This is a genomic window from Providencia sp. LY12 (assembly GCF_057621555.1).
The window spans coordinates 1,253,623-1,278,579 of record NZ_CM172594.1 but is presented as its reverse complement, the minus strand read 5'-3'; the positions used below and the strand labels follow the sequence as shown (position 1 = coordinate 1,278,579).

Below are 24,957 nucleotides of genomic sequence, written 5' to 3'. Positions count from 1 at the left end.
ATTAATAAGTACGAATCTTCGGTGGGAAGGCTTCACGCAACTTAGGTTGCATGTTCACTTCACGACGAGTCATCGTTTCAGATTGCGGTAGATATAATGAGTGACATAACCAATTTGCATCATCACGATCTGGGAAGTCAAAGCGGCTGTGAGCACCACGGCTCTCTGTACGGAAGTTTGCAGCTTGTGCAGTTGCATAAGCAGTTTCCATCAGGTTATCCAGCTCTAAACATTCGATACGTTGGGTATTGAACTCAGTTGAGGTGTCATCCAGACGCGCATTTTTCAGACGTTCACGGATTTCTTTCAGCTCTTCTAAGCCTTTCGCCATTGCATCCCCTTCACGGAATACGGAGAAGTTGTTCTGCATACAAGATTGCAGTGCTTTACGGATATCAGTTGGATCTTCACCCGTACGCGCATTTTCCCAACGATTGAAACGAGCCATTGCTGCGTCGATGTCTGATTCAGACGCATCACGCATTGGACCTTGTTCCATGATGGATTCATTCAAGTGTAAGCCAGCAGAACGACCAAATACCACGAGGTCAAGCAGGGAGTTACCGCCTAAACGGTTAGCGCCGTGTACAGATACACAAGCAATCTCACCCACAGCAAACAGACCTGGAATCACTTCGTCTTCGCCTTTTTCGTTATAGCGAATCGCTTGCCCCGTCACTTTAGTTGGAATACCACCCATCATATAGTGACAAGTTGGGATAACTGGGATTGGCTCTTTAACTGGGTCAACGTGGGCAAAAGTACGAGATAATTCAAGGATACCTGGTAAACGAGATTCCAGAACATCTTTTCCTAAATGGTCCAGTTTCAGTTTCGCGTGTGGACCCCATGGGCCATCACAACCGCGACCTTCACGGATTTCAATCATGATTGAACGTGCAACAACATCACGACCAGCAAGGTCTTTCGCGTTTGGTGCATAACGTTCCATGAAACGCTCGCCATCTTTATTCAGCAGGTAACCACCTTCACCACGACAGCCTTCTGTGACCAGAACACCTGCGCCAGCGATACCCGTTGGGTGGAACTGCCACATTTCCATATCTTGTAATGGAACGCCAGCACGTACGGCCATACCAACACCGTCACCCGTATTGATGTGTGCGTTAGTGGTGGATTGGTAAATACGACCTGCACCGCCAGTTGCTAAGATGGTTGCTTTCGCTTTGAAGTAAACCAGCTCGCCCGTTTCCATACAGATTGCAGTACAACCTACGATATCGCCATCTTGGTTTTTCACTAAATCCAGTGCATACCATTCAGAGAAAATCGTAGTGTGGTTTTTTAAGTTTTGCTGATACAAAGTATGTAACAGTGCGTGACCAGTACGGTCAGCTGCCGCAGCAGTACGTGCCGCTTGCTCGCCACCGAAATTCTTAGACTGACCACCGAATGGACGTTGATAAATACGTCCATCATCAAGGCGAGAGAAAGGCAATCCCATATGTTCTAATTCAAGGATAGCTTCCGGTCCTGTTTTACACATGTATTCGATAGCGTCTTGGTCACCGATATAGTCGGAACCTTTAACGGTGTCGTACATGTGCCATTCCCAGTTGTCAGGGTGTGTGTTACCAAGTGCAACAGTGATACCACCTTGCGCTGACACAGTATGAGAACGAGTTGGAAAAACTTTAGATAACAAAGCACAAGATAGGCCTTGTTGAGAAATTTGTAGTGCTGCGCGCATACCTGCACCGCCCGCACCGATAACGATAGCGTCAAACTCTCTGATTGGCAGATTCATTTTATGCACCCCACACAACAATTGTTCCGTAAATTAAGTAAGCCAGTAAACCAACCACGATGGCCAGTTGCAGCACTAAGCGAATCGCCAGCGGCTTAACATAGTCAGTCAATACTTGCCACATACCAATCCAGGCATGCACAAGAATCGAGAACAATGTGAGGATGGTGAATACTTTGGTCACAGAGGAGGCAAAGAAGCCACGCCATACTTCATAGGTAATATCATTAATTGCTACGAAGCCAACAATGTAGAGTACGTAGAGGACGATAACAATCGCCGAACCACGGATTAGCAGCCAGTCCTGGATACCAGTACGGCCTAAAGCTGATGCATTACTTACCATACTAAGATCCCCGCCAGAATTGCCAGAATTACAGTAATTACGAATGTAATTTTTGCGGATGAGTTGCCCGCAGCAAGGGTTTCATCAACACAACCGAAATCCATCAGCATATGACGAATACCACCACAAATGTGGTAAGCCAGCGCTGTTAAGATCCCCCAAAGAATGAACTTGGCAAAAAAGCCAGTCATTATTTCAGACGCGTATTGAAAACCTTCTGGAGAGGAGAGAGAAGTCCCTAGCAACCAAAGCAGAATACCAACTGCGATGAGAGTAATGACGCCAGAGACACGGTGCAAGATCGACGATATTGCAGTAATCGGAAAGTGAATCGTCTGCAAATCAAGGTTGACAGGTCTTTGTTTTTTCACAATTTTGCCCACACAGCTCTTTATTATTTTCCATCCTCCGGACCTGGGGTGGAAATCAGACAGCGACAGGGGTACAAAATGCAACTTAACACAAACTTTAATCCATCATGTTTGAATAAAGTTGCATACTGATCACGCTGGGAACTCCTACTCAGGGTAATCCGGAGACCTGGCGCCAGTATAAAGTCTTCACATTGCTATTACAATTCCCACACAAAAGGTTTGGAGACATTTAGCCCGAACAGTGAGAAGGATCACGATTTAAACATTTTGTATAAATGTGCTTATCTTATTTGACAATGATTCAACATTTATCTTACATATATGCCTGATAGATTTATCTGAATACGTTACGGATGACCCAGAGTCGTGTAGTAATGTGAATGAGTATGCAAGTATAAACAAAAGTTATGAAAGTTGTTTCCCTTACCACAAATAATGATATTGTAGAGAAAACAACAAAAAAAGAACATAACGCCCTATACACTCGCAAACAACCTAACCACATTGTTATCGGTATTGATATTGGTTGCCGGATTTCAAGGTTTTATGTGATATCCCGCTGATTTTCTCAACACACCGATAGAACAATGCTCAAAGACGCAGTATAACGCTGAGTTCTGGGTTGTTGAGTGTGGATTATCAAGCGCTAAGGAGACCGTAAATGGCTGATAACAAAGCTAAGATAATGACTGGAAGTAAAGGTGATTTCGAACTAGACATCCTAAGCCCGACCATTGGCCAAGATGTTATCGATGTACGAGCTTTAGGTTCTAAAGGGTTCTTCACATACGACCCCGGTTTTACTTCTACCGCATCCTGTGAGTCAAAAATTACCTATATCGATGGTGATAAAGGCGTTCTACTCCACCGTGGTTTCCCAATTGATCAACTCGCCACTCAAGCCTCATACCTTGAAGTCTGTTATATCCTGTTATACGGCGAAGCTCCAACCCAAGAACAGTACAATACATTTAAAAATACGGTGACTCGCCACACCATGATCCATGAGCAAATCACTCGCATGCTTAATGGTTTCCGTCGTGACTCTCACCCAATGGCCGTTCTGTGTGGGGTAACAGGTGCTCTAGCAGCGTTCTACCACGATGCATTAGACGTTAATAACCCTCGCCACCGTGAAATCACCGCTTACCGTCTGCTGTCTAAAATGCCGACCGTTGCAGCGATGTGTTATAAATACTCTATTGGTCAACCTTTTGTTTATCCTCGTAATGATTTATCTTACGCGGGTAACTTCTTGCACATGATGTTCTCTACTCCATGTGAAGAATATGTGGTTAACCCAGTACTTGAGCGCGCAATGGACCGTATTTTGATCCTGCACGCTGACCACGAACAAAACGCATCAACCTCAACAGTCCGTACCGCAGGTTCTTCCGGTGCTAACCCATTTGCGTGTATTGCAGCAGGTATCGCGTCTCTGTGGGGACCGGCTCATGGTGGCGCTAACGAAGCATGCCTACGTATGCTTGAAGAGATTCAAACTGTTGAGCACATCCCAGCATTTATCGAACGTGCAAAAGATAAAAACGACTCTTTCCGCTTAATGGGCTTCGGTCACCGTGTTTATAAAAACCATGACCCACGCGCTACCGTTATGCGTGAAACTTGCCATGAAGTACTGAACGAGCTGGGTCTAAATGATAGCCTGCTTGAAGTGGCTATGGAATTAGAACGCATCGCGCTGAACGACCCGTACTTCATTGAGAAGAAACTGTACCCTAACGTTGACTTCTACTCAGGTATCATCCTAAAAGCAATGGGTATTCCATCTTCAATGTTTACCGTTATCTTCGCGATTGCACGTACTATTGGTTGGATTGCACATTGGAACGAAATGCACGATGAAGGTCTGAAGATTGCGCGTCCTCGCCAACTGTATACTGGCTACGACAGACGTGAATTCAGTTCTGAGTTAGACAAAAAGTAATTTAACTCACTCATCATTAAAGCCTCGAAGATTCGGGGCTTTTTAATTTCTAACGTTCTATTTTTATTCTATTTTTTTAGTCTTGATTCACCGCGGTATTCCCGAGGTGTCATCCCGCTCATTTTGCGAAAAAAACTAATAAATGCGCTGTCACTGGTCAAACCTAACTCTTGAGTAATAAATCCATAGCTTTTCTCCTGTGCTAATAACTCTATCCCTTTGATAAACCGCCATTGTTGTCGCCACGCTTGGTAGCTCATTCCCGTCTCTTTTAGAAATATTCGTGTAATGGTCTTCTCACTGGCACCAACCGTTTGAGCTAATTGGTTCAAAGGTGGAGGAAGCCGTTCGAGATCAAGGGACTTAAAACGTCTATCTTGAGGTAAAGAAAGTAGCGTCGGCTCTACTGTTGCACATTGTAATTCATCAATAAAAACAGGCAGTAACCTTGCGAGTCGCCCTTCTCGCCAGTCACTCTCAAAAGGCGCCACCGCGATACGTTCCAACAATTCTCGAAGCAAAGGAGAGATACTTAAAATAGACACCTGACCAAATATTTGCTGCGCATATTCTTGGCTTAAGTAAACAGACCGATATCCTACCGAAGCGCGCATTTGTGCTCGATGCTGTGTAAATGGCGGGATCCACGCAACTCTCCCCGGCGGCAACAGCGAGATATTGTTCTCTAAACTAATACGAATACAGCCTTGTTGTGTAAATAACAACTGCCCCATTTCATGGGTATGCGCTCCTGAATCATGTTGCCCCATTTGGGCTGCAATCCCCAATACGGGGGCATCATACCAGTGAGTTTGAAATTCATCCGTCTGTAATAACCACGCCATAAATGTCTCTTTTTTGATATTTATTGTCTTTATTATTGTAATAAGACAAAGAAAAAGCCACTAAACTTTGCGCCATTCCACATACTTTGAAAATAATAGGTAAATCAATATGGAACGCGTACTTTCATTATCTTTAGCAATAGCGCTAATGATGTTTCCGCAAATTGTCGAAACCATTTATAGCCCAGCGTTAACGGATATTGCAGCTGCATTTCAGGTGAATGCCGAACAAGCCTCTCAAACGCTTTCGCTATATTTCTTTGCATTCGCTTTTGGTGTCGTATTTTGGGGCAGAATGTGTGATGTGATTGGGCGTCGTCCCACTATTTTGCTTGGATTATTTCTGTATGGAATTGCCTCTGTAAGCACTCTTTTTGTCTCACATTTCTATGGGTTACTGTTACTGCGTATGTTATCTGCGTTTGGTGCTGCGGTCGGCTCTATTGGCACACAAACCATGATGCGTGACAGTTTTCAAGGTCATAAATTAGCCAAAGTTTTCTCAGTGATGGGCATCGCCTTAGCGATAAGCCCCGCGCTTGGTATGATTTTCGGTGCCAGCTTAGTTTGGCTAGGTAGTTACCGAGCCGTTTTTATGGGTTTGGCTCTCTTAGCCGCCATACTTTTGTTATGGTCATGTTATAAGCTTCCTGAGACCAAACCACAGAACGTGATCAAAACCCCATTTTTAACCACGTTTTTACACATGTTAGGGGATAAACGAATTTTCCAAAATGTGATGTTGATCGCATTTTTCAACATTAATTTATTCAGTTACTATCAACTTGGACCTTTCATTTTTGAGCAATTAGCGTTCAACCAACAACAATTTGGTCTAACTGGAATTCTGTTAGCGTTTGGTGTCGGTCTCGGTTCACTGATTAATCGCACATTATTGGCGAAAAAGTGGTCAGCAGAAAAGCTCGTCAAATCGGCAAGTGGCGTTTCTTTAATCAGCGGCGGCTTAGTTTATCTACTACAGGATAGTATTTGGTTTGTACTACCAGTCATGGGCATTGTGGTGGGCTATGGGGTCGCGATTCCCAATATTTTGGCGCATGCTCTAAATCATTATCAAGACAGAAAAGGCACCGCCGGCGCAATTTTAGGTCTGTTTTACTATTTAGGATTAGCGCTCGGATTAATGGCCGCCGGCGAGGTTCAAAACCTAGGATTAGTGCTTATCACTTCAAGCTTAATTCTGGTTTTAGTGGCTTTAAAATACCGGACTTAAATCAAACTTAAATTTGATATTTAACGGAAAAAAATCAAATTATCTTTATTACATAGCTATTTTCTAAATAGTTCGCGTTGTAGCTAGGCGGCAAATGAGCTAATCCCTAGGAGCATACAAAAGTATGTGACTAGGGTTAGTGAGTGAAGCCAACAACGCTACAGCGCGAAATATGACGAAAAAAATTAGGCGGGGTTATCGATATCGATGAAGGTAGCATTTACCTCATGATTATCATTCAACCACTCCGTCAACGCCTTAATCCCATAACGCTCTGTTGCATGATGCCCTGCGCTGTAGAAATGGATCCCCATTTCTCTTGCGATATGAATGGTTTGTTCTGACACTTCCCCTGTCACAAAGGCATCTACACCAAACTCTGCCGCTTGCATAATAAAGCCCTGACCACCACCAGTACACCATGCAATTTGACGAATTTCTTCTTTGGCGTTGTCGCCACAATGCAATACTTTACGCCCTAATCGAGTTTCTAAACGTTCGGTTAATTCCGCAGGGGTAATAGGTTGGTCGAAAAAGCCAAATGGCATCAGTGGCTCAATGTTGCCATTGACTTGCACGCCCATAATGTGAGCCAGTTGCGCATTGTTGCCTAATACCGGGTGAGCATCTAATGGTAGGTGGTAACCGTAAAGATTAATGTCATTCGCCAGCAATGTTTTTAGGCGATTTCTTTTCATGCCTTTGATAATGGCAGGTTCGTTTTTCCAAAAATAGCCATGATGCACAATTACCGCATCGGCATTAAGTCTTACTGCTTCATCCAATAATGCTTGGCAAGCTGTCACGCCTGTCACGATTTTTTTAACGTGAGGACGACCTTCTACTTGTAGCCCATTTGGGGCATAGTCTTGGATTTCACTGACTTTCAGCTCGTCGTTAATCAGCTCTTCTAACTTAAAATTATGCATAATCGTATCCTTTACCTACTGAATTCCTACATATTCGTATTCAATTAGCATAAACGTAAATGACATTTTTTTCTGCTGTATTTATTGGCAAACTCACACAAGCTAAGAATTCAGTTAAATTTGAAAGAGAGAGGGAATTAAATAAAAAGGCTCCCCACAGAGAGCCTTCTTGAGTTTACAGAATTGCGACTATTTTTAGTCTTTCTTAGATTTATTCGCAAAGAAAATATCAGATTGAATATCTTCAGTTCGAATAGTGAAAAGCTGGTTGGTTAAATCTTCAGTTAATTTCTCGGCGCTTGCCATCACATCCAAATTAAACTTGTTAAGCATTTTATTGGCGGCGGCTTTATCTGTTTTAGCCATTTTTAAATAATTCACTTCCATAGCTTTTTGCTCTAACGCCGTTTTCGCTTCCCACTCTTGATAGGCTTTTTTAACAATAGGCGCCAATTTAGGGTAGTCCGTCATCACTAATGTTTGTAACTTACGGTATTTCCAATAAATAGAATCGCTGTCTGCCTTGTCTGTCCCAATACCATAATGTTTTGGATAAGCTTCTAACCCACTATAGAAAGGAACAAACGCGGTCAAATCAGCCATTCCTAGACCAACATATGTCACTTCACCAATTTCTTGCGGTAGCTCTGGACGTACTTGCATCACATGCGCTTCATAAGTTCTAAACACGCTAATTGGCCGCCAAGGCTCTTTTCCGTTTAGACCGTTGGTATACGGGTCATGTTCTGTGCCTTCAAAGTGATTACGTAGCATGGCTTTTGCTTCTTCGACAGAGACTTTTTTCTCTGGCGTTAAGAAAGGTGCAAAATTTCGTCCATCGGTAATCTCTTGTTTTAACGACGGATTAAACTGCTGCTGAATGATCCAAACTCGTGGGTCGTTATAATCACGATCACGCTCATCATCACGCGTATAGGCTTTAGAAAAATTGAATGCACCATCTTTAGCTGGATTGTATAAACCCTTTTCTACTGCAAATTCAACGAGGTTTTTAGAACCAAGCATATCGGGATTATTCACCTCAAATGCTTGTAAACGCCCCTGATTACCCGTTGCAAAATATTTATCTTTTGCAATTTTTTGAGCCATCCATTGATGCCCCGTCCCTGTTTCTAAATACCACAGTTCATTTTTATCGACGACAGCAACACCAAAACCTTCACCAGCACCTTGGGTTTCAATAATATTACCTAAAAGCTCCACCGCTTCACGGGCTGTTTTTGCACGAGAAAGAAGTACATCTGGAATATCATCTTCGGTAATTCCAGTTTCTTCAACATAGGGGTCAAACGCTAATGCTTTAGGAGAAGCAAATATAGATTCGGTGCCACTAACTCCTACACCTAATTCATTAAATCCAGTTGCACCATGTAATTGTGTTTTCCAATTTGGCACAGTTGTATATCGTAATGAATTTTTTGGTAATGGGTAGGTGAAATTATTAGCACCATTATGTTCTTTTGTACTGTATATTCCGGATTGATTTTTCTTTGCTGGATGTATGACAAAATGCTGAGCCTTTAATGCACTGCTGTCAGCGCTTCTCGCGATAATTAGCGAGCCATCATTCGTGGCTTCACTACCTGCCAGCAGTGTGGTACAAGCCAATCCCGATGATATTAATGCGATATTAATTGACAATGCGATAACACATTTTTTAAATAGAATCATGATATTCCTCATTTGCTATTTATAATTAAATATCTTTTGAATTTTAATAAAATAAAATCTAATTTTATTGGGGATGGATATTAGCAATGAGATAAAGACAATTACCGTGATTCACTTCTCAGTGTCAAATAAGTTAATTTATTTAAATTTCAAATTAAATAACATGGCTTTAATTTAAATAACATTGAAGTATAGGAATTAATTATTATGATTTTTATATAAAAAAATCCCCACAATTAAATTATTGCAGGGATATCTTTTTAGTGAATTGAATCACTGATTAACGATGGCTTTCCATCGTTACTTCCGAGCTAGCCAACCATACAGGTTTATCGCTCGTTTTAGCCCAGACTTTATGCAGGTAGCTATAAAATCTTGCTCTTTTTGGGTAAAAAACCATAACCGGAAACGCAATAATGCCAGCTGTTACAGCAGCAGTGCGGCGTAAAAGTACCTGATTACGGGAATATTCTTGATATGTGGACATCGATATCCTCCTTCAGTAGCCACTTAATTTTACCGATTCCAGTCTTGCTCTTTACTTCTATTTCACTTAATTCATGTTTAACTCAATTTGCATTGAGCGTGAATCACCAAAGAGGCACTAAAATCGAACACCAAGGTTAATCTTCACTAACGGAATCTATAATAGCGCAACTTGTGTAATTAAACCACTCATCTGACCACTTAAATATAAAATAAATTAACTTTTTGGCTTAGTTTCGTTGCTTTATTACGAAATGTAGCCAGATATCGTATAAAACAAACAAATAAATCACATTCCATTAACAAACTATACTTAGATAATTCCTCAATCATCACGAGGCGATTTTAATTGGGCATTTTTATACTATTTTTACACCCCACCTTGTTTTTTTATCAGCTTCTTTACAAGCAAATGCCTAACCTAGCGCAATGGAAATAATAAGGAGATAACAATGTCACTACTTTCCATTTCTGGGGCAGTTCTTGTTGTTGTACTGCTGGTTTATCTGATTTATGCCCTGCTCAACGCGGAGAATTTCTGATATGGCCACCAATGCGTTTTTATTGATCGCCAGTTTTTTACTGGTTCTGATGCTGTTAGCAAAACCACTCGGCAACTTCATTGCGTATCTTATCGATGGAGATATGCCACGTACGATTGCCAAAAGTGAATCCGTATTTTGGCGATTAAGCGGCATCAAACAAGTGGGGCGCGATCTCCCTGAGATGAATTACTGGCAATATGCCATCGCCATTTTGCTGTTTAACCTGCTAGGTTTTGGCTTACTTTTCGTCATTTTAATGTGCCAAGGCTCGTTACCGCTCAACCCTCAACATTATCCGGGAATGAGCTGGGACTTAGCCTTCAACACAGCAATTAGTTTTGTGGCCAATACCAACTGGCAATCTTATAGCGGGGAAAATACCCTGAGCTATCTGAGCCAAATGGTCGGGTTAACCGTACAAAACTTCCTTTCGGCAGCGACAGGGATAGCCGTCGTGTTTGCACTTATTCGTGCATTCTCACGCCACGGCAGCAAAACGATTGGTAATGCTTGGGTTGATTTAGCGCGTATCACGCTGTATCTCCTGCTGCCATTAGCCATTATCTTTGCGTTATTCTTTGTCAGCCAAGGGGTTATTCAAAACTTCTCCCCTTATGTTTTGAGTAACAACCTTGATAGTGCGCCGCAACTTTTACCAATGGGCCCTGTTGCATCCCAAGAAGCCATCAAATTATTGGGCACTAATGGCGGCGGATTCTTTGGGGCTAACTCATCCCATCCATTTGAAAACCCAACGGCATTGAGTAACTTTGTACAAATGCTGGCTATCTTCCTTATTCCAACGGCACTTTGCTTTGCTTTTGGTCGTACCGTTTGTGATAACAAGCAAGGTCACGCCCTGTTATGGGCAATGGCGATTATTTTCGTGATTGCCGCCGCCGTTGTGATCCATGAAGAGTATGTTGGAAACCCATTCTTAGGTGAGTTGCACGCAAGCAGTACCGCTAACCTTGAAGGGAAAGAGAACCGCTTTGGCACATTAGGATCTGCGTTATACGCCGTTGTCACCACCGCTGCATCTTGTGGCGCTGTGAACTCAATGCACGATTCTTACACCGCATTAGGTGGCATGGTTCCTATGTGGCTGATGCAAATCGGTGAAGTGGTCTTTGGGGGCGTTGGTTCAGGTTTATACGGTATGTTGCTGTTTGTACTACTTGCCGTGTTCTTAGCGGGGCTGATGATTGGTCGTACTCCTGAATACCTCGGTAAAAAAATCGAAGTGCGTGAAATGAAAATGGTGGCACTGGCAATCCTTGTCACGCCAACTTTAGTGCTACTCGGCACCACAATTTCACTGATGACCGAAGCAGGACGTGCCGGCATTCTTAACCCGGGCGCTCACGGGTTTAGCGAAGTGCTATACGCCTTCTCATCCGCCGCCAACAACAACGGTAGCGCCTTTGCGGGATTAAGCGCTAACACGCCGTATTACAACGTCATGTTGGCACTCGCCATGTTCCTCGGGCGTTTCGGTGTGATTTTCCCTGTATTAGCGATTGCAGGCTCTATGGCAGTGAAAAAACCACAAGCCGCCAGCCTTGCGACATTGCCGACACACGGTCCACTGTTTATCGGTTTATTAATCATGACAGTTCTTCTCATTGGTGCGCTGACTTTTGTCCCTGCGCTTGCGTTAGGGCCAATCGCGGAACATCTGCAAATTTGGTTAGCGGCATAATGAGGGTGAAAAAATGAAAAATCAAAAAACACAATTATTTGATAGCAAACTGGTTCGCCAATCGACAATTGATGCCATTAAAAAGCTGACACCACAAGCACAATGGCGCAACCCAGTCATGTTCGTGGTTTACATCGGCAGTATTATTACGACTTTATTATGGATAGCGATGGTCGCTGGCTATAGTGAAGGCAATGCTTGGTTTAGTGGCATGGTCACTTTATGGCTATGGTTTACGGTGCTGTTTGCCAACTTTGCAGAAGCTTTAGCGGAAGGTCGTAGTAAGGCTCAAGCTCAGAGTTTAAAAGGCGTCAAACAGCAAAGCCGTGCAACTAAACTGGCGACTGCCTCTCTTGATGCGCCGCAAGAAATGGTCAGTTCAGACCAACTGCGCAAAGGCGATATCGTCTTGATCCGCGCAGGGGAAACCATCCCTTGTGATGGTGAAGTGATTGAAGGCGGCGCATCAGTGGATGAAAGTGCCATTACAGGCGAATCCGCGCCGGTGATCCGTGAGTCCGGTGGCGATTTTTCATCAGTCACAGGGGGAACTCGCGTACTTTCTGACTGGCTGATCGTCGAATGTACAGTTAACCCGGGTGAAACATTCTTAGACCGCATGATTTCTATGGTTGAAGGTGCACAGCGCCGCAAAACGCCAAATGAAATCGCGCTCACTATCTTATTAACCGCACTGACCATTATCTTTGTTTTAGTCTGTGCAACATTGTATCCATTCACCTTGTTTGCTACTGAATATGCGGGTGCAGGTGGCGCAGTGTCTATCATTGTACTAATTGCCCTGCTTATCTGTTTGATCCCTACCACCATTGGCGGGCTACTCTCTTCCATTGGGGTAGCTGGCATGAGCCGCATGCTGGGTGCTAACGTGATTGCCACCAGCGGACGTGCTGTGGAAGCCGCGGGAGATGTTGACGTCCTGTTACTGGACAAAACGGGCACCATCACCCTCGGAAACCGTCAAGCTTCTGAGTTTTTACCGTTAAGTGGAGTTTCGGAGCAACAATTAGCGGATGCCGCTCAACTCTCCTCACTGGCGGATGAAACCCCTGAAGGGCGCAGTATTGTGGTACTCGCAAAACAGAAATTCAATTTACGTGAGCGCGATATTCACGCTATGAACGCCACCTTTGTACCCTTCTCTGCGATGACGCGCATGAGCGGTGTAAACGTCGGCGAACGCATGATCCGCAAAGGTTCTGCTGACGCTATTCGCCGTTATGTTGAAGCAAATCACGGAAAATTCCCTGTCGAAGCCGACAAACTTGTTGAACAAGTGGCGCAGACAGGAGGAACACCGTTAGTCGTGGTGGATAGCCAAACGGTGCTCGGCGTAGTGGCGCTCAAAGATATCGTCAAAGGCGGCATGAAAGAGCGGTTTGCACAAATGCGTGCGATGGGGATCAAAACTGTGATGATCACGGGGGATAACCACCTCACCGCGGCGGCAATCGCAGCAGAAGCAGGGGTGGATGATTTCTTAGCTGAAGCCACTCCAGAAGCAAAACTGGCATTAATCCGCCAATATCAATCGGAAGGTCGCTTAGTGGCCATGACTGGAGACGGCACCAATGATGCCCCGGCATTAGCACAAGCGGATGTGGCGGTTGCCATGAACTCAGGCACACAAGCGGCGAAAGAAGCCGGTAACATGGTGGATTTAGATTCCAACCCAACCAAGCTGATTGAAGTGGTGCACATTGGTAAACAGATGCTGATGACTCGCGGCTCATTAACCACATTCAGTATTGCCAACGATATCGCCAAATACTTCGCGATTATTCCAGCTTGTTTTGCGGTCACATGGCCACAGCTCAATGCCTTGAATATTATGCATTTGCACTCACCAGCTTCGGCATTGCTGTCGGCGGTTATTTTTAATGCCTTGATTATCGTGTTCTTAATTCCACTGGCATTAAAAGGGGTAAATTATCGCCCAATGAGTTCTCAATCACTTTTACAGCGTAACTTGAGCCTGTACGGGTTAGGTGGATTGATTGTCCCATTTGTGGGGATCAAACTTATCGATATGTTCATCAGCTTGTTTGGTATTTAAGGAGCCTATTATGAGCATGTTTCGTTCTTCATTGATGATTTTAGTTCTGTTAACGCTGGTGACTGGGATTGCTTATCCGCTACTCGTGACGGGGCTTGCTAATGTCATTTTTCCAACTCAATCGATGGGTTCACTGATCCTACAAGATAATCGCATTATCGGTTCATCGTTGATTGGGCAGTCTTACCAAAATGACAATTACTTTTATGGTCGCCCGTCCGTGACCGTAGAAATGCCCTATAACGCACTGGCTTCCGGTGGCAGTAACCTTGCTATCAGTAATCCACTGTTAACCAAAGAATTGACTGAGCGTTCGGTCGCATTGAAACAGCATGAACCCGATGGTGGTGATATTCTGCCTGTGGATTTACTGACCGCCTCTTCCAGCGGGCTAGATCCCCATATTTCGGTTGCCGCTGCGTTATATCAAGCACCGCGTATTGCTAAAAACAGACAGTTATCGATAGACAAGGTAAAATCGCTTATCTCTGACAATACTCAATCTCCCCTGTTTCGATTCTTAGGTGAGCCCGTTGTCAACGTATTAGAGTTAAACCTTGCCCTTGATACCTATCAACGGGAAGCTAACAGTCAAAATCACTGAGGTCAGTTATGAATAATCAGGAGCCTATCCGCCCAAACCCAGATGACCTGTTGGTAAAGGCAAACGAAAGTGGACGTGGCAAGCTTAAGATTTTCTTCGGTGCTTGTGCTGGTGTCGGGAAAACTTACGCCATGTTGCAAGAAGCGCAACGCCTTCGAGCACAAGGGTTAGATGTGCTGATTGGCGTGGTCGAAACTCATGAACGAGAAGAAACCGCCGCGCTGCTGGATGGGCTCCCGCAACTTCCTCCATTAAAAATCAGTCATCGAGGGCGTCGCCTGCACGCCTTCGATATTGATGCAGCATTGGCAAGGCATCCTGCCATTATCTTGATGGATGAACTTGCCTTCAGTAATCCAAATGGCAGCCGCCACCCTAAACGCTGGCAGGATGTTGAAGAATTACTGGATGCGGGTATTGATGTTCTCACCACCGTTAACGTTCAACATATTGAAAGCTTAAATGACATTGTCGGCAGCATCACCGGTATCCGCGTGCGTGAAACGGTGCCTGACCATATTTTTGATGCCGCCAATGAAGTGGTTTTAGTGGATTTGCCTCCAGATGACCTTCGCCAACGTTTAAAAGAAGGCAAAGTGTATATTCCGGGGCAGGCTGAACGCGCTATCGAGCATTTCTTCCGCAAAGGAAACTTAATTGCTTTACGGGAATTAGCCCTGCGCCGCACGGCTGATCGCGTTGATGATCAAATGCGTGAATTTCGCGATGGTAAAGGTGAAGCCCCCGTTTGGCATACCCGCGATGGGTTACTCCTGTGTATCGGGCATAATACGGGCAATGAAAAACTGGTTCGCGCTGCTGCTCGCCTTGCCGCTAAGTTCGGCAGTGTTTGGCATGCGGTGTATGTAGAGACGCCAACATTACACCAACTTCCTGAAAATCAGCGCCGTGCCATTTTAAAAGCCTTGAGGTTAGCGCAAGATTTAGGTGCGGAAACCACCACGCTTTCTGATCCTAATGAAGAAAAAGCCATTTTGCGCTACGCACGGGAACATAACCTCGGTAAAATTTTGATCGGCCGACGCGATAAACACCGCAAATGGTATAAATTCAATTTACACCAAGGTTTTGCCGATAGACTCGGTAAACTCGGACCTGATTTAGATTTGATCATTGTCGCCCTTGAAGAAAAAAGCGACTGGGATAAAGAGCCTGAAAGAAAGCCGTTTACCGAAAAATGGCGCTCTGATGTCAATGGCTATTTAATGGCGATCGCCATGTGTGCAGCCATTACCCTATTCTCTCGAACCTTTTTATTGGCGCTGGATAAAGCCAACTTAGTCACCCTCTATTTATTGGGCGTAGTATTAGTCGCGCTATTTTACGGTCGTCGCCCTTCTGTTTTCGCCGCGTTAATCAACGTGATCAGTTTCGATTTATTTTTCGTCCAGCCCCATTTTTCGTTAGCCATTATGGATATGCAGTATCTGGTCACGTTCACTGTGATGCTGATTGTGGGGGTGGTTGTCGGGAATCTCACCGCGGGTATGCGCTATCAGGCAAGAATTGCCCGTTATCGAGAACAACGCACGCGCCATTTATATGAAATGACCAAAGAGTTAGGTCAAGCCCTCAGTACGGAAGATATCGGCAAAACAGGCTACCACTTTTTAAACAACGCCTTTCAGGCAAAAACCTGTTTGTTACTCCCTGATGAAAACAACCAACTCACGCCATTACAGTGCGAAGGTTATAGCCAGTTGCAAATCGACAAAGCTATCGCAAAATGGAGCTTCGATAAACGTCAGCCCGCCGGTGCAGGCACGGACACACTTCCCAGCGTGCCGTACCAATTACAGCCCATCACGACGGCGGATGAAACCCTTGCTGTGCTTGCCATTGAGCCGCGTAATATTCGCCAATTATTGATCCCCGAGCAGCAACGTATGTTGCAAACCTTTACCGGATTAATCGCCAGTAGCCTTTCCCGCCTGCAACTGACCAAACAAGCAGAGAGAGCCAAATTGGATGTTGAACGGGAGCAATTACGAAATTCACTGCTGGCAGCCCTATCCCATGATCTCAAAACGCCACTGACTGTTTTATTTGGTCAAAGCGAAATTTTGATGTTGGAGTTATCAGCCGAAAATTCACCGCTCACCGCACAAGTCAGCCAGATGCGCCAACAGGTGTTAAGCACTTCGCGCTTAGTGAACAATTTATTGGATATGGCTCGCTTACAATCTGGGGGGATCCACCCCAATTTGGAATGGGAATCTCTGCAAGAAATTACGAGCAGCGCAGTTCGCATCTTGGACTACACTTTAGATAGTCACCCACTTGATATTGATATTCCAGCCGATTTACTCTTGTATTGTGACGGTAACTTGATTGAGCGCGTTATCATTAACTTGCTCGAAAATGCCATAAAATACAGTGATAGCGATACGCCGATTGGTATTCGTGCGTCTATCGAATCACAAAAAGCCCATATCGAAGTGTGGGATGCCAGCAATGCGATTCCCGACGGGCAAGAAAAAACCATTTTCGATAAATTTTCCCGCGCACAAAAAGAATCGGCAATTCCGGGAGTTGGCTTAGGTTTAGCTATCTGTCGTGCTATTATCCATCTCCATGAAGGGGAAATTTGGGCTGAAAATAATGAAAAAGGTGGCGCCAGCTTCCATTTTATTTTGCCGTTAAAGCCGTTACCCGAGATTGAAAACGAAAGCGAAAACGAAAACAAAATTTAGGAGCACTTAGCAAACTGTGAGTTCCCATCAAATCCTGATCATTGAAGATGAAAAAGAGATCCGCCGCTTTGTTCGATTAGCGCTGGAGGGTGAAGGCTGGAAAATTTTTGAAGCTGAAAATTACCAGCGAGGGCTCATAGAAGCAGGCACTCGTCAGCCTGATTTAGTGATTTTAGATCTCGGATTACCTGATGGTGATGGATTGGATTTGATCCGTGATTTACGCCAATGGAGCAGTATTCCGTTGATTGTACTTTCTGCTCGTGAAGAAGAGTCCCAGAAAGTGGCCGCTCTCGATGCAGGTGCCGATGATTATTTAACAAAACCTTTTGGCATTAGCGAGTTGCTTGCCCGTGTCCGAGTCGCTTTACGTCGCTTTGGTAAAGCGGGTCAAGAAAGCCCGACTTTTCAATTTGGCGATGTCACCGTGGATTTTATTAACCGTATCGTGACTAAAGGCAGTGAAGAGCTGCACCTCACCCCCATTGAGTTTCGGTTACTCAGCGAACTCGTCGCCAATAGCGGAAAAGTGCTCACTCAGCGCCATTTGTTGCTGCAAGTCTGGGGACCGAGTTACGTCGAACATAATCATTATCTACGCATTTATATGGGGCATTTACGCCAGAAGTTGGAAAATGACCCAGCTCGCCCCGCACATCTTTTAACTGAAACGGGAATTGGCTACCGCTTTATGCCTTAACTTATACCTTTAAAACCTAAGTTTGTCTTAAAGCGTGATTCTCAGACTATTACTGATAGTTTATTCATCGCGGCTGCCTATAATCTCTCCAATCTTAACTTATCGGAGCGTTTCCTGTGCAATCGTTACTGACTCAAGCCTCTCGCCGTTTTGCTTCCATCTTATTGATTTTTTTAACTATTTTCGTCACCACCAAAGCCCTTGCGCTAAGCCCTGAAGAGAAAATGCGTACTGAAGCGTTGTTAACAGAGCTGGGTAAGCAGCAGAATTTAACCTTCACGCGTAATGGTTCCGGTCATTCCGCACCAGAAGCTGAATCCCATTTGCGTTTAAAGCTGGGTAAAACCGAAAAGCGTTTGCAGACAACAGAGCAGTTTATTGACAATGTGGCATCAAAATCTTCTATCACCGGAGAAGAGTACCAAGTCACCGATGCCCAAGGTAAAGTCACCAGCGCCAATCAGTATCTGCATGATTTACTGAAAAATAACGTCGATAAACCAACCAAATAACCCGCTCTATCCCCCCTATTAATAAAGCGCCCCCAATAGCTAGCGGGCGCTTTATTTGTCAGTTTTTTTCTGACCCAATATATCCGCCAATCAGAATCCGAATCTTATAACCCTATGTAGACCAAAGCATTAGATGTGCTGATGAAATGAGTTGATAGTTGCCTCATTGTTCAAAAAGCAATTTGATTGAAATACTGACTTTCTAAAACATAAAAAACTGATTAATTACCATATGTTATCCTTAATGATTATTATTATCATATATTATTTAAATGATTATTATTATCATATAGAATATGAAGTTAAAGTTTAAAAAACCATAGGGCATCAATGCATAAAATCGCATATCTCTATGTTTTTAAACTAAAAGCTTTACATTTTCACATTGAGAGTACATTGGTTTAATTCAGATATATTTACGCCAGAGATATCGAAGAATACATCGGTGTAAGTATGAACGGTAAAAGGAAAACTCACTTTTATCCCCTCCTGACCAAATCAAAAAAATATCCATCGTGTGAAAACTTGCACTGCTAGGTTTCCATACCGTCTTAAATTTCACGTTGAAAATAGGGATGAACAGGTATTGCTATGTTAAATAAAAATAAGCTATCAGCGCTATCACTGTTAATAGTTTCGCCATTCGCGGCTTCAGCAACTGATGTTCTGGTTGTGACTACACCAAGCTCAAGTGATTCATATACTGCAACAACGACGTCTTCTGCAACGAAGAATGAAACTCAGATAATGAAAATACCACAGACGGTGAATGTGGTGACCAAAACCCAAATAGAAAACAGAGCGGCAGAAACCGTTGTGGATGCACTGAGATATACACCCGGTGTGGTTACCGAATACCGTGGTGATTCAAATCGTAATGATGAAGTATTCAGTCGCGGTTTTGATTATGCGAACAAAATTCTAGATGGCATTCCTTTTGGCGGAAATGCGTCCTCGTCAATGGGCACAACCGAGCCTTGGTTTCTGGATAGAATTGAGATGATTAAAGGACCGGCATCTGTGCAGTATGGGCAAATAAGCCCAGGTGGGGTTATTGCCATGACAAGCAAAAAACCAACCGCGCAGAGCATCAATAAAATTCAGTTACGTGTCGGTAATCGAAATAAAACAGAAGGATTTTTTGATCTCGGTGGCAAGCTAACGGATGATGGAAATATCCTCTACCGTTTAAATGGCTTAGCAAAAAAGAAAGATACTCAGGTTCGAGACTATGAAGAAGAAAAATATGCCATCGCTCCCGCCATATCATTCCTAAATGAAGACACAACTTTCACTCTTCTGGCTTACTTACAAAACTCACCAAAAAATGGTTATCGAAACTTTCTTCCTAAAGTTGGCACGCTTGAATCAACCCCAGAAGGAAAAATTCCGCAAGACTTCAATATAAGCAATCCTGACTATAATATTTCCAAACAAAAACAACATAGTATCGGGTATGAATTTGAACACAATTTTAGTGATAAAATTTCATTGGTACAAAAAGCACGCTACGCAGAAATTGATGAAAAATATAATTACTTAGTATTTAACACCTTAGCAAGTGAAGCTAAAAACTATCCTTATGTACTAAAACGAATGGCTCAGCACGAAAAAACGAAACTCAATACATTTGGCGTTGATACCCATTTAAATTTCGACATTGATAATGGGAGGCTTTATCAAACACTATTAGTCGGCGTCGATTACAAATGGACTAAAGAGGACAAACAGTTTTGGCGTGACAGAAACGGCAATTATGATATTGATTGGCGTAACCCCCAATACCAGAAAATTGATGAATCCAAGCAGACACTATTCACCGACCAGCTGCAAAAAAGCGATCAAATCGGTATTTATATTCAAGACCAAATCGAATGGAATAACTGGAACTTATTAGCTAGCACTCGGTATGACTGGATTGAAGTCAAAACGATAGACAGAACGATCAGTGACAGGTCACAACAAAATGATGGCAAATTAACAGGCTTAGTCGGATTGTTATACTCATTTGATAACGGTATTTCCCCTTATATTAGCTACAGCACTTCTTTTGAGCCAAATCTTGCAACCAACAGAAAGCCAGAAAGTAAGCCGTTTGATCCTAAAACAGCAAAACAAACAGAAATCGGTATCAAGTACCTCACTCCTGACCAAAAAACGCTGGCGACCTTATCTCTCTATCATATCGAGCAAAAAAATATTCCTAAATACGATTCTGAATTAGGTTATATGACGCTAATCGGCAAGGGTGAAAGTAAAGGTGTGGAAGCCCAGATAAACAGTAAGCTTACCGACAAATTTGCCGTTACAGCAGCATATTCATATACCAAAACCAAAGTGCTTGAAACGTCAAACAGTGCTGAAAAAGGAAAAGAATTTCCTCGAATCCCTAAAAATATGGCCTCCGTCTGGGGACAATATGAAGAAAACTCAGGAATGCTGAATGGACTGAAAGCGGGAGCGGGAGTGCGCTATATCGGTTCCAGCAAAGCAGGAGCGGATAATAGCTTTTCTGTGCCTGGGGTAACGCTTTACGATGCGATGATTGGCTATGAACTTTCCAATATTTCGCCCTCTTTGAAAGGCGCAACGATACAGTTAAACGTGAATAACTTAATGGATAAACATTATGTTTCATCCTGTGGTATGAGTGATGCCTGCTTTTATGGCATAGGCCGAACTGGTACTATCACGTTTGATTACGCTTGGTAAAACAAAGAGTAAGAACAAAGACTATATCAAATTGAGATGTAGTCTTTGTTATCTCATTAATAATAACGATTAACTTGAAAGTGAGGGCTCATGAAGTCTGTTTTACTTTACGTAATGGTCGCTTTGAGTGCAGCACCCGCAATAGCTGCTCCTTGCAACGAACTGCCTCTCCAGGGGGTTCAGGAAGGTGTATTCGACACCGAGGGTAAGGTTTGCTTTGTGCTTCCAGCGCTTAATGAAAACTATGTCGTTGCCACACTAAAGGGGGCAACAGGAGCACAATTGCTCGACCAGCAAAACCATCATTTACGCACATTATTGGAAGCAGGACCTGCTGATGGAGAAAAATCGCTACTTTTTTCATCCCCGGCAGGGCAAGTTTCATCATTAATGTTATATGGAAGTAACGGTAGTAAATGGCAGTTTAACTGGCAAATGACAGAAACTCAGCCACTCAATCGCATGCGAAAACTTAATCCAGTCAGTCCTACTTTACAGCAACTCGCAAAGGAGCTGGCAGCAGGAGGAACAACAGATGCATTTTGGAAAAAACAGCAACTCATCGGTACGCCTTTAATTGAACCCGTAGATACATCTCATAAACGAGTCACTTTTTTGTGGCGTGCAGCACGCGGTAATGTGTTTATTTTAGGGTCTCCGGCAGGCGATCATGATCCCATGTTTAAACTGGGTGACTCCGATGTTTGGTTTCGCAGCTATGTGGTACCCGCTGATACGCGTATGCAATATCAATTGGCACCTGACGTTCCTAAAGTAGATGGCAATGCGCGTGAACAACGCCGTGCGATTTTGGTCACTGCACAAGCCGATCCTTTAAATCCCACGACTATGAGTATAGAAAATGATGATAAGTGGAACACTTCATCTTTACTTGATTTAAAACCCTCACGGTATTTTACCCGCGATACAATGAAACAGCCTATACGCCATGGCTCTTTGACTCGACATACATTAAAAAGTAATTTCCTTGGAAATAGTCGGGAAATCATTCTTTATCGCCCAAAAGCGACAACGCCTGTTAGTTGGACATTATTTTTGTTTGATGGTCAAATTTGGCAGGATAAATATCACACCGCCAATGTAATTGATGGTTTGATTGCTAATCATCAATTACCCCCGATTAATATTGTCTTTATAGATAGTTTGGATAGTAAACGTCGCTCCAAGGAACTCCCTCCAAATCAAGCTTTTGCTGATTTTATGGCACTAGAACTACTACCTTGGGTGAGCAAAAATGGTATTGAAATAAATAATGAAAAGACGATTGTGGCTGGCGCAAGTTATGGAGGATTGGCATCATCCTGGGTCGCATTGCGATATCCAAACCAATTTCGTCATGTGCTGAGCCTATCAGGCTCATACTGGTGGGCGCCTGAAGGTGAAAAGCCAGGATGGTTAACTCGTCAATATCAGCAATCGCCGCATTATCCGATCAGTTTCTGGATACAAGCAGGGTTATTTGAAAACCAAGGTGCTGATGGCGGCATTTGGCTTAATAGCCAAGAGCTTGAATATGTTTTGCGAGATAAACACTACAAAACCAGCTTCCATTCATGGTCAAGTGGTCATGATTATGCAGCTTGGGTAGAAGCATTGGTCTACGGATTGAAAGACTTCACAAACCAACGTTGAATCTTCTGTGGGTGTTCTACTACGCCCACAACGGTATTTTGATATAAAAAGACCCCCAGTAATTGGAGGTCTGTTTTTAGGCTGTTTTTAAACCTATCTCAGCAATCCTCTAAATAATTCGCGTTGTAGCAAGGCGGCAAATGAGCTAATCCCTAGGAGCATACATAAGTATGTGACTAGGGTTAGTGAGTGCAGCCAACGCCGCTACAGCGCGAAGTATGACGAGGATTCAGCTAATCCCTAGGAACATACATAAGTTATGTGACTAGGATTAGTGAGTGCAGCCAACGCCACTACAGCGCGAAGTATGACGAGGATTTTAAGCGTTTTCTTGCTTAGCCCACGTATCACGCAACCCAACCGTACGGTTAAACACCAGCTTATCCGCACTGCTCAGTTTGTTATCTGCGCAGAAGTAACCTTCACGCTCAAACTGGTACGCTTTTTCTGCTGGCGCATCACGCAGGCTTGGTTCAACAAAACCTTGGCGAATGACCAGAGATTCTGGGTTCAGCACGGATAAGAAATCATCTTCAGCTGCTGGGTTTGGCACCGTAAACAGGCGGTCATACAGACGAATCTCCGCTGGCAGTGCATGTGCTGCACTTACCCAGTGGATAACACCTTTGACTTTACGACCGTCAGCTGGATCTTTGTTTAATGTGCCTGCATCGTAAGTACAGAAGATAGTGGTAATATTGCCTTCTGCATCTTTTTCTACGCGCTCTGCTTTGATGATGTAAGCATTACGCAGACGCACTTCTTTGCCTAATACCAGGCGCTTATATTGGCGGTTAGCTTCTTCGCGGAAGTCTGCACGGTCAATATACAGCTCATTGCTAAATGGCACTTCACGCGTTCCCATTTCTGGGTTGTTCGGGTGATTTGGTGCCTTCAGAATTTCTTCACCTGCGGGCATGTTTTCAATCACTAAGCGAACTGGATCGATAACCGCCATTGCGCGTGGTGCTGAGTCATTCAGGTCATCACGGATGCAAGATTCTAATGCCGCCATTTCGACGTTGTTATCTTGCTTAGTGACACCGATACGACGGCAGAATTCACGAATTGATGCCGCAGTATAACCACGACGACGTAAACCAGAGATAGTCAGCATGCGTGGGTCATCCCAACCAGCAACGTGTTTTTCCGTCACTAATTGGTTCAGTTTACGTTTTGACATTACCGTGTATTCGAGGTTCAGACGAGAGAACTCGTACTGACGCGGGTGGCAGTCAATCGTGATGTTGTCCAGTACCCAGTCATACAGGCGGCGGTTGTCTTGGAATTCTAATGTACACAGTGAGTGTGTAATGCCTTCCAGCGCATCAGAAATACAGTGAGTGAAGTCGTACATCGGGTAGATGCACCACTTGTTACCGGATTGGTGATGTTCCGCAAACTTAATGCGGTATAGCACAGGGTCACGCATAACCATAAATGGCGATGCCATGTCGATTTTCGCACGCAGACACGCTTTACCTTCTTCGAAGCCACCCTCGCGCATTTTTTCAAATAACGCTAAGTTGTCTTCAATCAGGCGCTCACGATAAGGGCTGTTTTTACCCGGCTCTTTTAATGTGCCACGGTATTCACGAATTTCATCCGCACTTAATTCATCAACGTAGGCAAGGCCTTTTTTGATAAGCTCAATCGCGTATTGATATAAAATATCAAAATAATCAGATGAGTAGCGAATGTTGCCGCTCCACTGGAAACCTAACCATTGGACGTCATTTTGAATGGAGTTCACATACTCAACATCTTCTTTGACCGGGTTAGTATCATCAAAGCGTAAGTTACACTGGCCTTGATAATCCTTCGCGATACCAAAGTTCAAGCAAATTGATTTCGCATGGCCAATGTGTAAGTAGCCATTCGGTTCAGGTGGAAAACGGGTATGTACTGATGTGTGTTTCCCAGTCGCCAGATCTTCATCTATGATCTGACGGATAAAGTTAGTTGGGCGAGCATCTGCCTCATTCATTGTCATCGTTCCTCAGTGCCAAAAGCGCGCTAAATTCGTATAGTAACCGAGTATATTCTACCATAATACGTCCAGAAACAACCGTTTGATTAAGGTTAGTCGGCAAAAGCAATGGCAAAGGGGGATTTT

Annotated in this window: 19 protein-coding genes; 11 read left to right on the top strand and 8 right to left on the bottom strand. The window is 43.8% G+C overall.

Annotated elements, in window-relative coordinates:
- Nucleotide 1: 1 nt before the first annotated feature.
- From sdhA to sdhC, 3 genes are read right to left on the bottom strand one after another with little or no spacing between them, the layout of a single operon-like run.
- Nucleotides 2–1,768: a succinate dehydrogenase flavoprotein subunit gene (gene sdhA / locus ACY3ZI_RS05785; RefSeq protein WP_108479381.1), complete on the bottom strand. Its 1,767-nt coding sequence runs from the start codon at nucleotides 1,766–1,768 to the stop codon at nucleotides 2–4.
- Between the two features lies 1 nt (nucleotide 1,769).
- The gene (gene sdhD, locus ACY3ZI_RS05780; protein ID WP_036947812.1) at nucleotides 1,770–2,114 is read right to left on the bottom strand and encodes a succinate dehydrogenase membrane anchor subunit; all 345 of its coding nucleotides are present in this window, start codon (nucleotides 2,112–2,114) and stop codon (nucleotides 1,770–1,772) included.
- Nucleotides 2,108–2,497 (bottom strand): succinate dehydrogenase cytochrome b556 subunit, encoded by a 390-nt coding sequence (gene sdhC / locus ACY3ZI_RS05775; RefSeq protein ID WP_004909059.1) that lies wholly within the window; start codon nucleotides 2,495–2,497, stop codon nucleotides 2,108–2,110. The genes sdhD and sdhC overlap by 7 nt, the downstream gene beginning before the upstream one ends.
- 652 nt (nucleotides 2,498–3,149) lie before the next feature.
- Here sdhC and ACY3ZI_RS05770 point away from each other — a divergent pair.
- Nucleotides 3,150–4,436: a citrate synthase gene (locus ACY3ZI_RS05770; protein WP_036947815.1), complete on the top strand. Its 1,287-nt coding sequence runs from the start codon at nucleotides 3,150–3,152 to the stop codon at nucleotides 4,434–4,436.
- Between the two features lie 68 nt (nucleotides 4,437–4,504).
- On the opposite strand, the gene ACY3ZI_RS05765 is transcribed toward ACY3ZI_RS05770, so the two are convergent.
- On the bottom strand, nucleotides 4,505–5,281 hold the full coding sequence (locus ACY3ZI_RS05765) for an AraC family transcriptional regulator (RefSeq protein ID WP_487376411.1): 777 nt from the start codon (nucleotides 5,279–5,281) through the stop codon (nucleotides 4,505–4,507).
- Nucleotides 5,282–5,390: 109 nt separating this feature from the next.
- Between ACY3ZI_RS05765 and ACY3ZI_RS05760 the strand changes: the two genes are divergently transcribed.
- The gene (locus ACY3ZI_RS05760; protein WP_487376409.1) at nucleotides 5,391–6,515 is read left to right on the top strand and encodes a Bcr/CflA family efflux MFS transporter; all 1,125 of its coding nucleotides are present in this window, start codon (nucleotides 5,391–5,393) and stop codon (nucleotides 6,513–6,515) included.
- 185 nt (nucleotides 6,516–6,700) lie between these two features.
- Here the strand turns inward: ACY3ZI_RS05760 and ACY3ZI_RS05755 are convergent, their stop codons facing one another.
- The 3 genes from ACY3ZI_RS05755 to ACY3ZI_RS05745 all read right to left on the bottom strand — a co-directional run bounded on the left by ACY3ZI_RS05755 (nucleotide 6,701) and on the right by ACY3ZI_RS05745 (nucleotide 9,623).
- The gene (locus ACY3ZI_RS05755) at nucleotides 6,701–7,444 is read right to left on the bottom strand and encodes a type 2 GTP cyclohydrolase I (protein ID WP_487376407.1); all 744 of its coding nucleotides are present in this window, start codon (nucleotides 7,442–7,444) and stop codon (nucleotides 6,701–6,703) included.
- A 195-nt stretch (nucleotides 7,445–7,639) separates the two neighbouring features.
- A complete protein-coding gene (locus ACY3ZI_RS05750; protein WP_487376405.1) occupies nucleotides 7,640–9,136 on the bottom strand; it encodes a C69 family dipeptidase in 1,497 nt (498 codons plus the stop codon).
- 280 nt (nucleotides 9,137–9,416) lie between these two features.
- On the bottom strand, nucleotides 9,417–9,623 hold the full coding sequence (locus ACY3ZI_RS05745) for a YbfA family protein (RefSeq protein ID WP_006660462.1): 207 nt from the start codon (nucleotides 9,621–9,623) through the stop codon (nucleotides 9,417–9,419).
- Between the two features lie 451 nt (nucleotides 9,624–10,074).
- On the opposite strand from ACY3ZI_RS05745, the gene kdpF reads away from it, so the two are divergent.
- The 9 genes from kdpF (at nucleotide 10,075) to ACY3ZI_RS05700 (ending at nucleotide 22,841) form a co-directional block, all read left to right on the top strand.
- A complete protein-coding gene (kdpF, locus tag ACY3ZI_RS05740; RefSeq protein ID WP_071524944.1) occupies nucleotides 10,075–10,164 on the top strand; it encodes a K(+)-transporting ATPase subunit F in 90 nt (29 codons plus the stop codon).
- Nucleotide 10,165: 1 nt separating this feature from the next.
- A complete protein-coding gene (gene kdpA / locus ACY3ZI_RS05735) occupies nucleotides 10,166–11,869 on the top strand; it encodes a potassium-transporting ATPase subunit KdpA (RefSeq protein WP_211887952.1) in 1,704 nt (567 codons plus the stop codon).
- Between the two features lie 13 nt (nucleotides 11,870–11,882).
- Nucleotides 11,883–13,946 (top strand): potassium-transporting ATPase subunit KdpB, encoded by a 2,064-nt coding sequence (gene kdpB / locus ACY3ZI_RS05730; RefSeq protein WP_036947835.1) that lies wholly within the window; start codon nucleotides 11,883–11,885, stop codon nucleotides 13,944–13,946.
- Nucleotides 13,947–13,956: 10 nt separating this feature from the next.
- Entirely contained in the window at nucleotides 13,957–14,550 is a 594-nt protein-coding gene (gene kdpC, locus ACY3ZI_RS05725) for a potassium-transporting ATPase subunit KdpC (RefSeq protein WP_211887951.1), read from the top strand.
- 8 nt (nucleotides 14,551–14,558) lie between these two features.
- On the top strand, nucleotides 14,559–17,264 hold the full coding sequence (gene kdpD / locus ACY3ZI_RS05720; protein WP_487376399.1) for a two-component system sensor histidine kinase KdpD: 2,706 nt from the start codon (nucleotides 14,559–14,561) through the stop codon (nucleotides 17,262–17,264).
- Nucleotides 17,265–17,280: 16 nt separating this feature from the next.
- Nucleotides 17,281–17,964, top strand: a complete 684-nt coding sequence (gene kdpE, locus ACY3ZI_RS05715) for a two-component system response regulator KdpE (protein WP_132494258.1) — start codon at nucleotides 17,281–17,283, stop codon at nucleotides 17,962–17,964.
- 116 nt (nucleotides 17,965–18,080) lie between these two features.
- A complete protein-coding gene (locus tag ACY3ZI_RS05710; protein ID WP_487376396.1) occupies nucleotides 18,081–18,476 on the top strand; it encodes a DUF5329 family protein in 396 nt (131 codons plus the stop codon).
- 591 nt (nucleotides 18,477–19,067) lie between these two features.
- On the top strand, nucleotides 19,068–21,188 hold the full coding sequence (locus ACY3ZI_RS05705; protein WP_487376394.1) for a TonB-dependent siderophore receptor: 2,121 nt from the start codon (nucleotides 19,068–19,070) through the stop codon (nucleotides 21,186–21,188).
- A gap of 90 nt (nucleotides 21,189–21,278) precedes the next feature.
- Nucleotides 21,279–22,841: an esterase family protein gene (locus ACY3ZI_RS05700; protein WP_487376392.1), complete on the top strand. Its 1,563-nt coding sequence runs from the start codon at nucleotides 21,279–21,281 to the stop codon at nucleotides 22,839–22,841.
- A 319-nt stretch (nucleotides 22,842–23,160) separates the two neighbouring features.
- Here the strand turns inward: ACY3ZI_RS05700 and glnS are convergent, their stop codons facing one another.
- Nucleotides 23,161–24,828: a glutamine--tRNA ligase gene (gene glnS, locus ACY3ZI_RS05695; protein ID WP_487376390.1), complete on the bottom strand. Its 1,668-nt coding sequence runs from the start codon at nucleotides 24,826–24,828 to the stop codon at nucleotides 23,161–23,163.
- Between the last annotated feature and the right edge of the window lie 129 nt (nucleotides 24,829–24,957).